This window comes from Paenibacillus sp. FSL P2-0121, from assembly GCF_037975345.1.
Taxonomy (GTDB): Bacteria; Bacillota; Bacilli; order Paenibacillales; family Paenibacillaceae; genus Paenibacillus_AQ; species Paenibacillus_AQ odorifer.
Window position 1 is genome coordinate 5655274 of sequence record NZ_CP150245.1, and the last position, 14063, is coordinate 5669336.

Below are 14063 nucleotides of genomic sequence, written 5' to 3' on the forward strand. Positions count from 1 at the left end.
AGCGGAAGAAAGGTGGAGACTGTGACATGTATTGTTAAGGAAAAGCGGCTTACGCGCTTTCCTCTTTCTTCTTGTCTTTCTTAAGGTTGAGCTCAGGCAAAGCTTTCTCCTGAACGACCTGTTCCGTGATCACACAATCCTTAATATCATCGCGTGAAGGAACTTCATACATCACATCGAGCATGATGCTCTCAATAATCGCGCGCAGTCCACGGGCTCCCGTATTACGTTTGATCGCTTCCTTGGCAATTGCTTCGAGTGCCAATGGTTCGAACTTCAACGCTACGTTGTCCATTTCCAGCAGCTTGATATATTGTTTAGTGAGTGCATTTTTAGGCTCGGAAAGGATACGTACAAGCGTATTCTCATCAAGCGGCTCCAAAGTCGAGATGACTGGCAGACGGCCTACAAATTCAGGAATAAGACCGAATTTGAGCAAATCTTCAGGCAATACCATCGACAAATATTCGCCAGGCTTAAGATCCTTTTGTCCTTCAACTGCTGCGTTGAAGCCAATGATTTTTTTACCGATACGGCGTTTAATCATTTGCTCCAGACCGTCAAAGGCACCGCCAACGATGAACAGGATGTTCGTCGTGTCGATCTGAATAAACTCCTGGTGAGGATGCTTACGTCCGCCCTGCGGAGGCACAGAAGCAACAGTTCCTTCCAGAATCTTCAGAAGCGCTTGCTGCACACCTTCGCCGGAAACGTCACGAGTAATGGACGGATTCTCGGATTTACGTGCTACTTTATCAATTTCATCAATATAGATAATGCCGCGTTCGGCTTTCTCCACATCGTAATCTGCAGCTTGAATGAGTTTGAGCAGAATGTTCTCAACATCCTCGCCAACATAACCAGCTTCCGTTAAGGAAGTAGCGTCTGCAATAGCAAAAGGAACGTTGATAATCTTCGCCATCGTTTGTGCTAACAAGGTTTTACCAGAACCTGTTGGACCGAGCAAAAGGATATTACTCTTAGTCAGCTCAACATCTTCGATCTTGCTTTGGCTGTTCACGCGCTTGTAGTGGTTATAAACCGCTACAGAAAGAGATTTCTTCGCTTGCTCTTGACCGATTACATATTGATCCAAAATATCACGAATTTCCTTTGGTTTTGGAATATCCTTCAGATCAAGCTCTTCCTCATGACCGAGCTCTTCTTCCACAATTTCCGTGCAAAGCTCGATACATTCGTCACATATATAAACGCCCGGTCCTGCTACAAGCTTACGAACCTGCTCTTGTGATTTACCGCAAAAAGAACATTTCAATTGCCCTTTTTCATCATTAAATTTAAACATCTAACCACCCCTTTAAGATTTCATCGGTGAAGAAAGAACCTGGTCAATAAGCCCATATTCCTTGGCTTCTTCCGCGCTCATGAAGTTATCGCGGTCTGTGTCCCGTTCGATTTTTTCAAGGGGCTGACCTGTGCGATCTACATAAATTTGATTCAGCTTCTGTCTCGTCTTGAGGATCCAGTCAGTGTGAATCCAAATATCAGACGCTTGACCTTGAACACCGCCGAGCGGTTGATGAATCATAACTTCGCTGTTGGTCAGCGCATATCTTTTGCCCGGCGCCCCAGCTGTTAGAAGGAGCGATCCCATGCTTGCTGCCATCCCTACACAAATGGTTGAAACATCCGGTTTGATATATTGCATCGTATCGTATATACCCATGCCGGCTGTTACTGAACCACCGGGTGAGTTGAGGTACAAGTGAATGTCCTTCTCGGGATCATCTGCTGCCAAAAACAGCAATTGAGCAATAACCAGATTGGCGACATCATCGTCAATCGCACTGCTTAAGAAAATGATGCGATCCTTGAGCAATCTGGAATAGATATCGTACGAACGTTCTCCACGACTTGTTGATTCCACAACCATTGGTACCAGACTCATGCCACCAACCTCTTTTCTCTGTACAGATTAGTCTTATCGTTTCAGAAATATTTTAACACGTTCACGGCGCGATGTCATTTTTTCACTACAGTGGACAGTCCGCTGCTTGTGAATTGTGACGTTACCGCCCCTATTACCTTATTGCCATACGTTCATACGGATACCTATGTAGTCACATATATTTGCGGCCGAGGATAAAAATAAGGCACGTAACGAAACTTACGTGCCTTATCATATCTGTATGGAGGCCGTGTAACTTGGCCGTTCTAGGTAGTGTCAAGCTAAAACGCCTTCGGCGTCCTTTTAAGGACGGTAAGCGTTTATGCGAGAATTATAAGAATAAAGTATAAAGTGAAACTTATACCTTCTTATAATTTTAAAATATCCTACTCAGCTTTAGTGTCTTCAGCAGCTGGTGCTTCTTCTACTGCTTCAACTTCTACACTATTGCTAACAAGGAAATCAATGGTTTTACGCAACGAAAGCTCTTCGTTCAAGCTGCCCAGTGAACCGTTAGCTGCCAAGATGCTGCGGATTTCTTCTGGAGTACGTTTGTAAGCTTCAGCCATAGTAGCCAACTCTTCGTTAACTTCTTCTTCGGAAACTTCAATGTTCTCTTGTTTTGCGATAACTTCCAATACCAGGTTGTTGCGAACGCGTTTTTCAGCATCGCCTTTCATTTGGTTCTGCAAGTCTTCACGAGTTTGGCCGGAGAAGCTAAGGAACATATCCATGTTCATGCCTTGTTGACGAAGACGAGTGTCGAAGTCACGAACCATATTCTCAACTTCACTGTTGATCATAGCTTCAGGGATTTCAACTTCAGCGTTAGCTGCTGCTTTATCAACAACTGCATTCTCACGAAGGCCTTTCAGTTCTTCCTCTTTACGGGATTCGAGCTGAGCCTTCAAATCTGCTTTGTACTCATCCAAAGTTTCGAATTCACTTACATCTTTAGCGAACTCATCATCCAATGCAGGAAGTTGTTTGCGTTTGATTTCGTGCAGCTTCACTTTGAATACTGCTTTTTTACCCGCAAGGTTCTCTGCATGGTATTCATCAGGGAAAGTAACTTCAACATCTTTGAAATCTCCAGTAGCCATTCCTACCACTTGCTCTTCGAATCCTGGAATGAAGGAGTTGCTGCCAAGCTCAAGAGAGTGACGTTCAGCTTTTCCGCCTTCAAACGGTACATCATCAACATATCCGTCAAAATCGATTACAGCGATGTCGCCGTTAGCTGCTGCTTCTTCTTCAACTACTACAAGCTCAGCATGACGTTCTTGCAGACGAGCAAGTTCAGCACTCAACTCTTCTTCAGTCACTTCAGCTTTTTGTACTGGAACTTCCAGACCTTTGTAATCGCCGAGCTTCACTTCAGGTTTAACCGTGATCTTCGCTTTGAAGATAAAGGATTGGCCTTTAGCAAATTGCTCAATATCAACTTCAGGACGGTCTACAGGGAAGATGTCAGTTTGTTCAACTGCTTCACCGTAAGCTTCAGGAAGAAGAATGTCGATTGCATCTTGGTACAAGCTTTCTACACCAAAACGGGATTCAAAGATCGGCCGAGGTACTTTACCTTTACGGAAGCCTGGTACGTTAGCTTTTTTAACGACTTTGTTAAAAGCTTTATCAAGTGCTGCTGTTACGCGTTCTGCGTCTACTTCTACTTCAAGAACTCCAAGGTTCTTCTCTATTTTTTCCCATGTTGCTTTCATATTATACTTTTCCCTCCAAAATATAGGTTCACAAGTTTACTTCAAATAATGATACAATCCACGCACAGAATAACCATTATATTATATACAACATTACTTTATTTATCAAGTAGAGAAGTCTTTACAAAACCCTTGAGAGCACGATAAGCTCCCTCAAATTGAAAGCGCATGCCGTCTGTGATGCCATACATTCCACGTGTCTCTTCCTCTTGTCGGGAGCCGTTTAAACTCTCAGAAACAAATTGGTGCAACGCTCCTGCCCAAATATCCAGCAAAACGTCTTCGCCTTCCAGCAATTTCCGATATTCATCCGACCCATAAATCGACATGATGAACTGGCCCCAGAGCTCTTGTGCAAAATAATACAGCGTAGGCTCATGCACCTCAGCCTGCCCGGCTACCCGCTCCAGCACATGACTCACCTGCGGAGGAAAATCCTCCGTCTGCAGTGGCACGCTCTCGATCTCTACAAGTACCTTTTCATGGCCGCGAATCAGCTTCACTGTTCCCTGCATCCCACGCCGCTTAAGCGTCTGCAAGGTCCGAAATTGCAGCAGTGGATGAACATTATCCCCCTGTAGCCAAGTGGTCAGCTCCTCGTCAACGCCGCCACCTTCCAGATAGGATAGCTGCTCTAGTGCAAGTATTGTCGCCTCAGACAGAGGCTCGTTCATCACCCGCTGCAGCAGCTTTTTGGGATACCCCGTATCCTCGTTCATTTTAGATTTGGCCAAAAAGCGGGCCATATCCTCTTCCCTTAAATCTTCGTCTTCGGGGTGAACAGCTCCCTCCGCATCTCCATTCTGGGACGCGTAAGGAAATGCCGTTTCGAGCCATTCCAGCAGGGACCGCCATTCCTCGTAATTTCGCTCTTCCTGTCCTTGACACTGCAGCAAAAAACGAAGCAGCTCCATCGCTTCCCCGTAGCGTTCACTTTCCAGCATCACCGTCAGCTGGATTTGATAATAGTCCAGTGTCTTGGGGAACAGGACGATATTCTCTTTGGTGGCGGGGGAATCCGAATGTTTAATGAGGGCACCTCCTTATGTCTACTTATGTGAATGGAATCCTAACCATTATAAAAGTTATTAATACCTTAAGCTTCTTCCGAAACTTAATAATTGTAGATTATAGCATACCCCGTACTCTTTTTAAAAAACAGCTTGAAAAAAAACACCCCATATGATATGATAATTCCTGCTTGCTTTTCTGCCAGCAACCATGTCCCGGTAGCTCAGCTGGATAGAGCATGCGCCTTCTAAGCGCACGGTCGGGGGTTCGAATCCCTTCCGGGACGTCATATAGAAACAGCCTTCCTTCGGGAAGGCTGTTTCTGTGTTCAGGGGAGGGGTTGGGCGGAGCTCAGGGAGTCACTGGGACGAATAGACGGCTGAATGACTGAGCTTAAAGATTCGAGGCTCTAGATTAGCCGAGTCTCAGGGGTTCATGGAGCTTGGATTCGAAGCTCAGAGCCTGATGAAAACTTAGCCTCGTCGGAGCTCAGGATCCGATAGAGCTTAGCATTCGAAACTTAGAATTCAGTGAAAACCCATGCCTCGTCGGGCTATGAGTCGATGGAGCTTAACTTTTGATGCTCGCTCGGACTTGGTCACACTTAGAACTCATTGGGGCTCAGGGTTATGTGAAGCTTAGCAATCGTTGATCAGTTTTTATGAGTCACTGCCAGGTCATCCCCCGTTTAGCATTAGAACATTACGGCTGCTTTTCCGGAGAAACGCCGCTACATGCTATCTAATTGCATTTTCTGCAACTAAAAGTACCCTTTTACCTCCAAAACTCGCTTTAATTGCATTTCATACACTTATATTCTCAGATTTACGCCTAGAATGGCCTATTCACCATTTTTAACTGCACAAAGTGCAATTAAACCCAAACAAACCTATCCCCCTTAAAAATAAGTGCATAAAGTGCAATTAAAAACCACTCTTATTACCATTACTCACTCATCACTCACCACTCACCACTCACCACTCACCACTCACCACTCATCACTCTCTACTCATTACTCATCACTCACTACTCATCGACTATTACTCTTCACATTCCCATTTCTGATTTTTAAATATAGGAACTTTTTTAGCTTTCTATAAGCGTGGCCAATCCAATTACTCAAAGACACGCGCATTAGCAATTTTATCGAAGGATGAGAGTACCTTTTGCTTATTTAATCGGGAATAAAAAAACTGTTCACGGCGATTTCTCGCCGAGAGACAGTTTTTTATGCATGTCTTCCTATATTAGCGGAATCAGCGCCCTTTGCGGCGATTTCCGAGCCAGAGCGGAAAACGGAAGGCAAAGTTAATAAACAGAACTACAAATACGAGTACTGCCGCTGATTTGTCAGCGATTTGCCGCGCATCTTCTACAATTGCTTCAGATTGTACATACCAGAGATGCACTGCAAGGGTTTCACCCGGTGAGAACAGATTAAAGTCCCACATTTCGCCCGAGGTACTGAGACCCGCGGTAAGGATAATAACCGCAGACTCCCCGAAGGCGCGTCCAGCAACGAGACAAATCCCAGTAACAATGGCTGACATTGCAACGGGTAGAACTACTGTGCGGATCACGTGGAATTTAGTCATGCCCAGTGCATATCCAGCTTCACGCATCTCCCCAGGAACAGCACGAACCGCTTCCTCCGTCACACGTGCAAGCATAGGCAGATTCAAAAGCGCCAAGCTTACCCCACCGCCAAGAATCGTCAGGCCGATCCCAAAATATTCAGCAAATATCGCAAGTCCAAGCATACCAAATACAATTGAAGGAACCGAAGAGAGAGCTTCTACACATATACGCAGGCCGCCTGTAAAAGCATTATCCGGAGCATACTCCGCCATATAAATCCCCGCACCTAAACCGATAGGGACGGAAATAAGCAGCGAGATGAACAAAATATAAAAAGAGTTGAAAAGTACAGGACCGATCCCGCCACCTACGTCAATCTCTTCAGGCTGTTTAATCAGGAAGTCAGGCCGCAGTGCTGGCAGACCTTTACTAAGAATCGTGAAGAGCAGCCAGAAGATTAGCAGCATAACTAAAGCCCCAAGCGTATAAAACCCTATAGTCGCCATCTTATTGCGTCTCTGAGCACGCGCTGTATGCTTTGTACTTGCGAATCCGTTCACGCTGCATCCCTCCTTTTTCTACCCAGCACGCGGATGATCAGAATCAGTACAAAGGAAATCACCAGCAGAAGAAAAGCCATCATATGTAGGGCATAATTCCAGGTTGATTCAAACTCTACATTCGAGATTTGCATAACGATGTTACTAGTCAAGACCGAAGCAGGTGTAAATAAGGTTTTCGCCAACTGTGGTGTGTTTCCGATAACCATAACTACAGCCATTGTCTCCCCCACAGCACGAGTCATCCCGAGAATGACCGCGGAGATAATTCCTCTGCTAGCCGCAGGCAAAACAACACGCATAATAACTTGCAGACGGGTAGATCCAAGAGCGTACGCAGCATCCCGATATTTGCGTGGAACAGCGACAATTGCATCATCACTGATTCGGCAAATTGTTGGCAGGACCATTAATGCGAGCACGAGGGCCGCAGCCAGTAATCCATCGCCCAAGCTCTCCCCACTAACTCTACGCAGAAAAGGAAGTAATACCGTTAAGCCTAAATAACCATATACTATAGAAGGAATACCAACGAGCAAATCGAGCACTGGGCGAATGAAGGTCTTCATCCACTTTGGAGCAATCTCCGCACAGAGCACGGCCATACCCACAGAAATAGGTACTGCGATCAGCAGGGTCAAAGCCGTCAGTGAAAGTGTATTTACAATGAAGGCAGCAGCCCCAAAGGAGTCCTCTTCAGGCGTCCAGTTAAAAGAAAAGAAAAAGTCCGCAGGCGAGAGATGACCAAACAGAAGCAGCGCCGTTTTGCCGATAAATAGAATTACAAGTCCAAGCACGAAGCAAAGTGCAAGAATGCTGTATAAGAAATAAAAGCGGAATAATCGGTTGCTAAACATATGTCTACTGTGACGTTTGGAGTTGGCGCTAACTTCTGTAACGCCCTCCTTAACCTTAGTTGCCAGGTTGTGGACTGGTGCCCCCATACTTTCCCTCCTGTAAGCGGCCAACCCCGTATCAAAATCGGGGCTGGCCGCTGTTACCGTTCAATATGATCTTCAGATGTTATTAACCCTTCATTGCTGCGATCGGAATGAATTTAAGCTTTTTCAGAGAACCTTGTTGGAACTTTTTGCTTTGTACGTATTCGATAAATTCTTTAGTTGCGCCAGTAGGTTGGCCTTTAGTCATGTAGTAACCATAAGCCCAAATCTTATAAGAACCGTTAATTACGTTGTCTGTAGTAGCTGCGATACCGTTGTGTTTCACTGCTTTTACGTCGCCACTTACATAAACAAGGTCGATATAACCGATGGAGTTAGGAGTAGTTCCTACTGCTGTTTTCATGTCGCCGGATGAACCTGTTTCTTTGTAGTTCTTAGCTTTTTTAACGATATCTCCGCCATCCAAGGCTTTAGCTTGATAGTTAACGCGGGTACCAGAACCGAAAGAGCGAGTGATGACAACGATATCTGCATCTGCGCCGCCTACTTCTTTCCAGTTGGTGATTTTGCCAGCGAAAATGCCTTTAAGTTGTTCTGTTGTGAGGTTATCTACACCCACATTTTTGTTTACAATCGTTGCAAAAGGAATGACAGCTACTTTGTTCGCTACCTGTCCGTCAAAAGCTTTGAAGCCTGGTACGTCGATGCTAGCATCCCAGTCGCAAGCGCCGATATCAGCGATGCCTTTTTTCACAGCTTGTGGTCCAGTTACAGAACCTTTACCAGATGCTGCGATTTTTACTTTAGGGTGCAGCTTTTGGAATTCTTTTGCCGCTTGCAAGGTCAATGGAAGAAGTGCGGTTGAACCGTTAACGGTGATTTTGCCACTAAGTGAATCTGCTGCTGCTGCAATCCCTGCAAAAGATGCGGTTACCGCGATTACGGCTGTTAAAGCCGTTACTGTTAATTTCTTGAAGATTTTCATTGTACTATTTTCTCCTCTCGGCTCTAGGCCGTTAAAATATGTTTGGGATAATCATTATTTAGTCAGTTGCAGCCCTTTACCGCCTTGGATAACCCATACGCTGTCGCCGCTCACAATCGCAAGCTTGCTTCCGTCTTTAGATACAGATACTTCAGATACATCTTCAGTCGTACGGAACAGTTCGGTCTTTGCACCACTACCATCGATAGAATAGATCACTGTGCTTCCGTCTGCCGTAGTACCTGCCACTACCAAACCATTGCTAACGCCAGTGGACCAATTCACTTCGATATCAAGTGCAATATTAGTGCTGGTTGCGTCCGCTTTTACAAGCTTCAGGGTATTCTTCGCATTGCCGTCTGCATCTGCGCTCAGGTATGCCACATTTCCATCAGCCAAAATCTCTGGGTAAAGCTTGTTATCCGCTGTGGTTGTTAATGCAGCTGGTTTAGCATCTTTTGTAGCCAGATCAAGCTTGTAAAGCTGCTCTCCTGCCGAGCTGAAGTCTACCGTAAGAGAATCTTCTGTGCTGTCTGCATCATTTTTAGCAACACCCGTCAAATTAACGATATAAACGGCGTTTTTTTCGTCAGCAGAAATGCGCAGTTCAGATTTATTCTCAACCTTGTCAGCCAAAACGGATTTAACATCACCAGTCTCTACTGAGATTTTAGCGATTTTTTCTTGCTTGTCTCCTTGGACGAAATAAATGCTTTTCCCATCTTTGGACCAAACCAGATCTGTCTTCACGCTATTGTCGGTGCCTAGTGTTTTAACAGCTCCGCTAGACAAGTTAATCAGATTCAGCAAACCTTTCTCATCATTAAAAGCTCCCCACTGTTGATCCGGCGATACTGCAAAGTCCACTGCACTGTCATTTGACGAAAACACTTCATAGTTACCTGGTTCTGTACTGAATTTGATAAGCTGAGTAGTTTCAGCATCACTTTTGTTCGCAATCAGGTTACCAGCTGCCGTCCAGTGCAAAGTATCAAACAATCCTTCCGGACGTGCAAAGCTCAAAATCGTGCTAGCATCAGCATCCAGCTCTCCACCTAATGCAATAACTAACTTAGTCAGCTCTACATAGGTTTTACCGTTATAAAACACTGGAGCCACTGTGAACGATTCGGAATTACCATCTACTTGATAGCTCTTTGAGCCTGTTTTGAGTTGCACATTATGTAGTCCTTTGCTGTCGTTAAGTTCAAACCCGCTTGTTCCCAGTACTACCTTAGCCCCAATTTCACCAGCTACCTGAGTCAGCGAGTAAAGCTTGTAACCACTGCTGTTAATGGTGTTAAACACAATCGGCGTTCCGTTTACATTCCAAGTAGTTGTACCTTCTTTAACTGCTGTAACAGCAGCGACTTGATTGGTAGCTACAGATTTTACATTACTGCCGGTGCTAGCTGCAGATGCACTTCCAACGCCTACTGTTGCAAGAAGTGCTGAAGCCAACGTTGCGCTAATCCATTTACTGTTTTTCAATTAGATTCACCCTTTTCGTATAGGTAACTGCTAATGTCATTTTCGTCTACAATTGTCAATTCTGTTGCAGAGGAATGTAATGGAAATATTAACTAGTATTCTTTTTTTAAAAAAATCAGGTATATTAGCTCATTTAACAATTTTCTTGCTCTAAACCAAATGAACTAAACAGCAAAAACAGCCTTTTTTCGTAAAAAGGTGCTTGGTGTGGCTACCTTATTTAGTTGGAGAATTGTTTGGGATTTGGTGAGACGTAGGGACTAATTTGAGATTGCAGGCGGGTGGGGGAAGCTTGTTGCCGAGGTGGGCGGGTGGAGTATATTGGGAGGTCGCTTGGGCGGGTGGGAAAGCTTGTTGAGGAGGTCGATGGGCACTTGGAGTATATTACGGAGGCCGCTGGGCACTTGGAGTATATTGCGGAGGTCGCTTGGGCGGGTGGGGAGCGTATTACGGAGATCGCTTGGCGCGTGGGGAAGCTTGTTACTGGCGAGAGTCTGCTATCAATTATGTGGCTGCTGCTTACGATTTAAAAACTAACTGGTCTGTTGGGGCGCTTTCTGCGTAAGGGGCATCGTAGGAGATTCGGCTGATTGTACGGGATTTATACCGTTCTTTTACTGACTTTAGTAGGATTGGGCTCATTGTGCGGGATTTATACCGTTCTTTTGCTAACTTTAGCGGGATTGGGCTCATTGTGCGGGATTTATACCGTTCTTTTGCTAACTTTAGCGGGATTGGGTACATTGTACGGGATTTATACCGTTCTTTAGCTGACTTCAGCAAGAATGAGCTCACTGTACGGGATTTATACCGTTCTTTTACTTGATTTATCTAAATCATGCCTATTTAGTGGCATTTATGCCCTTCTTTTGTCTGGTTTAGGTAAACCCGTGCTATTGTGAGGCATTTATGCCTTTCTTTTAGCTGATTTAAGTAGATCGACGCCATTTAAGGGCATTTATGCCTTTCTATTACCTAGTTTAGGCGGACTGGCGCTATTTAGTGGCACTTTTGCCTTTTATTCAGATCATCTCTATCTATATACATAGTAAAAGGACATGTTGAATTAACAAACGTCAATCGGGATTAAGCTAATACTGTGGGATACCTTTGTATAAAATATATGGTTTACAATTCCTAACTTTTGATGCACAGTAATGAGTGAGTACTCACTCATTATATAATTAGAGTGTTTAACGCAATGCAGTTCATCACCATCACCATCACCATCACCATCACCATCACCATCAACATCACCATCAACATCACCATCACCTTCTACACCTTCAACTCAAGTAAGTATCCCAGAACATTCAGAATCGAGGAGATAAACATGGGTTCAAAGATTCCAGTTATTTCAGTGAGCCATGTCGGGAAAGCGTTTGGAGAGAAACAGGTGCTCGAGGATATTTCGCTTCAAGTGGAACGTGCGGAAACCTTTGGCATACTAGGGCCATCGGGCTCAGGAAAAACAACATTAGTGAAGCTGCTTACAGGTATCGATGAGGTAACCTCCGGCGAGGTGAAAATACTTGGCGTGACGATGCCGAAGCTGACTATGCTGCAACAGATTGGGTATATGGCCCAGTCTGATGCCTTGTACACGGAGCTTAGCGCGAAGGAGAATCTGGAGTTTTTTGCAGCGCTATATGGACTAAAGGGGGAGCAACGCTCCAAACGCATCACAGCCGTAATGGAGATCGTTAATTTACAAGATCATTTAAGAAAAAGAGTAGACCAATACTCCGGCGGGATGAAACGCCGCTTATCATTGGCGATCGCGCTGCTGCATGAACCGCCGTTGCTTATTCTTGATGAACCTACAGTTGGCATAGACCCGGTGCTGCGGCTATCCATCTGGAAGGAACTAAAAGCGCTGAACCAGAAAGGCACCACCATTGTGCTGACCACGCATGTCATGGATGAAGCTGAAAAATGTGACCGGCTCGGAATGATCCGTGATGGCAAGCTGCTTGCTGCCGACACGCCTGCCGGACTGCTGCAAGCCACCGGTTCAGCTTCTATTGAAGAAGCCTTTTTATATTATGGAGGTGTGCGTTCATGAGAATCCGAGCGATCACCTTAAGGATTTTGCGACAGTTTATTCATGATAAAAGAACGATGGCATTAATGTTCATTGCACCACTCCTCGTTCTAAGCTTAATGAGCTTGGTCTTCAACGGTGACGCCTATGAACCCAAAATCGGTGTGTCCGGTGTACCTCTAAATATGTCAGCTGCGTTAAAAGAACAAAATGCCATCATCAAAGAATATGCCAGCGCAGAGCTGGGAAAAGGCGCTTTAGTTGAAGGAAAAATTGACGCTTTGATCACTTTGAACGGAACCGCCGGAGATTCGCAAGTAACGCCTCAAGTGCTGTTAGAAGGTAGCAACCCTACAGCCAATAAGGCAGTAATCATGACGCTGCAACAAATCTCCCAAAAACTTCTTCCAAGTACAAAGGAACAATTACAGCCGCAGATCAGCTATCTTTACGGTTCTGAGAATATGAAGACGATCGACCGTTTCGGTCCCATTATGATTGGCGTATTTGTTTTCTTTTTCGTATTCTTGATTGCAGGTGTATCCTTCTTAAGGGAACGAACCACAGGCACGCTTGAACGCCTACTTTCGACTCCATTAAAAAGATGGGAGATTGTGCTCGGGTATGTATGTGGTTTCGGCATATTTACCGTTTTTCAGGCGCTATTGATCTCATGGTATTCCATACAGATTCTTGGCATTATGATGACAGGCAGCTTTGGTTACGTATTGCTGATCACATTACTCCTATCGATGACAGCGCTGACGTTGGGCACACTGCTGTCGGCTTTTGCAGCCAATGAGTTGCAAATGATACAGTTCATTCCACTCATTATAGTGCCACAAATCTTCCTCAGTGGATTATTCCCGCTCGATACCCTCCCACTGTGGCTCCAGCGCGTTGGCCTCGCTACACCGATCTATTACGGATCAGAAGCTCTGATGAACATTATGGTCCGTGGCAAAGGATGGAGCGCAATTGCAATGGATGTCTATGTACTTATAGGATTTTCGCTGCTATTTATGCTGCTGAATGTATTGGCACTGCGCAAGCATCGCAAAATGTAACTTCACAAAAGCTATTATCATTGAAACAAAATGAATCAAGCATGGAGGGTTATTGTAATGAAAGAGGAAGTTTCTACGGAACAAAATATAGAAGAGCAGTGGATAGAAGAGCTGCTGACCCTTGGCAAAGACGAGAAACTGACACCGAAGCAGATTTCTATTCTACAAGCGGCGATTGAGGTGTTTTCCGAAAAAGGATACTCTGCGACATCCACGAGTGAAATTTCTCAGAAGGCGGGCGTGGCGGAGGGAACGATTTTTCGCTATTACAAGACTAAAAATGATCTGCTGCTTGCCATAGTAGGTCCTACCATGAGTCGCATGCTTGCGCCTTTTGTGCTGCGGAATTTCAACGGCGTGCTTGATATGCCCTACGACAGCTTTGAGGAGTTCCTGCGGGCATTTATGATCAATCGGCTGGATTTCGCCCGCAAGAATTTTAAAATTCTTAAGATTCTTATTCAGGAGATTCCTTTTCAGCCAACAGTTAGAGCGCAGTTTGTAGAGAATATTCTTAGCAAAATACTGGAGCGCGTGATTGATATTGTTGAACATTTTAAGGAAAAGGGTGAAATCATCGAGGTGCCTACACCCACACTTATACGCTTCACACTCTCATCTGTCGTAGGTTATTTGATGAATCGCTTGCTGCTGCAGCCAGATAAGGACTGGAACGACGAGGAAGAAATCAACCTGACGATCGCTTTTATCATGCATGGAATAAGTAAAACAACACCCCCTATTTGATGCGCACGCCCGTTCTGTTATCATAAGTACTATATTAAATTCGGGCTT

General features: G+C 44.9%; 13 protein-coding genes and 1 tRNA gene. 6 read left to right on the forward strand and 8 right to left on the reverse strand.

Features of this window, described 5'->3' with window-relative positions:
- Window positions 1–49 precede the first annotated feature (49 nt).
- From clpX to MKY54_RS25030, 4 genes are all read right to left on the reverse strand, one after another.
- The gene (gene clpX, locus MKY54_RS25015) at window positions 50–1306 is read right to left on the reverse strand and encodes an ATP-dependent protease ATP-binding subunit ClpX (RefSeq protein WP_036685052.1); all 1257 of its coding nucleotides are present in this window, start codon (window positions 1304–1306) and stop codon (window positions 50–52) included.
- A 12-nt stretch (window positions 1307–1318) separates the two neighbouring features.
- Entirely contained in the window at window positions 1319–1909 is a 591-nt protein-coding gene (gene clpP, locus MKY54_RS25020) for an ATP-dependent Clp endopeptidase proteolytic subunit ClpP (protein WP_076129430.1), read from the reverse strand.
- A gap of 386 nt (window positions 1910–2295) precedes the next feature.
- Window positions 2296–3630, reverse strand: a complete 1335-nt coding sequence (gene tig / locus MKY54_RS25025; protein WP_076303255.1) for a trigger factor — start codon at window positions 3628–3630, stop codon at window positions 2296–2298.
- Window positions 3631–3728: 98 nt separating this feature from the next.
- Window positions 3729–4574: a hypothetical protein gene (locus tag MKY54_RS25030; protein ID WP_036685042.1), complete on the reverse strand. Its 846-nt coding sequence runs from the start codon at window positions 4572–4574 to the stop codon at window positions 3729–3731.
- A gap of 279 nt (window positions 4575–4853) precedes the next feature.
- Between MKY54_RS25030 and MKY54_RS25035 the strand changes: the two genes are divergently transcribed.
- Window positions 4854–4927: transfer RNA gene (locus MKY54_RS25035), tRNA-Arg, on the forward strand.
- 970 nt (window positions 4928–5897) lie between these two features.
- Here the strand turns inward: MKY54_RS25035 and pstA are convergent.
- The 4 genes from pstA to MKY54_RS25055 all read right to left on the reverse strand — a co-directional run bounded on the left by pstA (window position 5898) and on the right by MKY54_RS25055 (window position 10157).
- A complete protein-coding gene (gene pstA / locus MKY54_RS25040) occupies window positions 5898–6725 on the reverse strand; it encodes a phosphate ABC transporter permease PstA (RefSeq protein ID WP_076194563.1) in 828 nt (275 codons plus the stop codon).
- A gap of 50 nt (window positions 6726–6775) precedes the next feature.
- Window positions 6776–7723: a phosphate ABC transporter permease subunit PstC gene (pstC, locus tag MKY54_RS25045; protein WP_339188260.1), complete on the reverse strand. Its 948-nt coding sequence runs from the start codon at window positions 7721–7723 to the stop codon at window positions 6776–6778.
- Between the two features lie 82 nt (window positions 7724–7805).
- Window positions 7806–8666, reverse strand: a complete 861-nt coding sequence (locus MKY54_RS25050) for a phosphate ABC transporter substrate-binding protein (RefSeq protein WP_038573065.1) — start codon at window positions 8664–8666, stop codon at window positions 7806–7808.
- A gap of 54 nt (window positions 8667–8720) precedes the next feature.
- Window positions 8721–10157: a stalk domain-containing protein gene (locus MKY54_RS25055; RefSeq protein ID WP_339188261.1), complete on the reverse strand. Its 1437-nt coding sequence runs from the start codon at window positions 10155–10157 to the stop codon at window positions 8721–8723.
- A 341-nt stretch (window positions 10158–10498) separates the two neighbouring features.
- On the opposite strand from MKY54_RS25055, the gene MKY54_RS25060 reads away from it, so the two are divergent.
- From MKY54_RS25060 to MKY54_RS25080, 5 genes are all read left to right on the forward strand, one after another.
- Entirely contained in the window at window positions 10499–10687 is a 189-nt protein-coding gene (locus tag MKY54_RS25060; protein WP_339188264.1) for a hypothetical protein, read from the forward strand.
- Between the two features lie 60 nt (window positions 10688–10747).
- Window positions 10748–10927 (forward strand): hypothetical protein, encoded by a 180-nt coding sequence (locus MKY54_RS25065; protein WP_339188267.1) that lies wholly within the window; start codon window positions 10748–10750, stop codon window positions 10925–10927.
- A 563-nt stretch (window positions 10928–11490) separates the two neighbouring features.
- On the forward strand, window positions 11491–12222 hold the full coding sequence (locus MKY54_RS25070) for an ABC transporter ATP-binding protein (protein WP_339191281.1): 732 nt from the start codon (window positions 11491–11493) through the stop codon (window positions 12220–12222).
- The gene (locus MKY54_RS25075) at window positions 12219–13268 is read left to right on the forward strand and encodes an ABC transporter permease (RefSeq protein ID WP_076277516.1); all 1050 of its coding nucleotides are present in this window, start codon (window positions 12219–12221) and stop codon (window positions 13266–13268) included. The genes MKY54_RS25070 and MKY54_RS25075 overlap by 4 nt, the downstream gene beginning before the upstream one ends.
- A gap of 57 nt (window positions 13269–13325) precedes the next feature.
- Window positions 13326–14015 carry a TetR/AcrR family transcriptional regulator gene (locus tag MKY54_RS25080; RefSeq protein WP_076220316.1) on the forward strand — a complete coding sequence of 230 codons (690 nt, stop codon included), beginning with the start codon at window positions 13326–13328 and terminating at the stop codon, window positions 14013–14015.
- Window positions 14016–14063 lie beyond the last annotated feature (48 nt).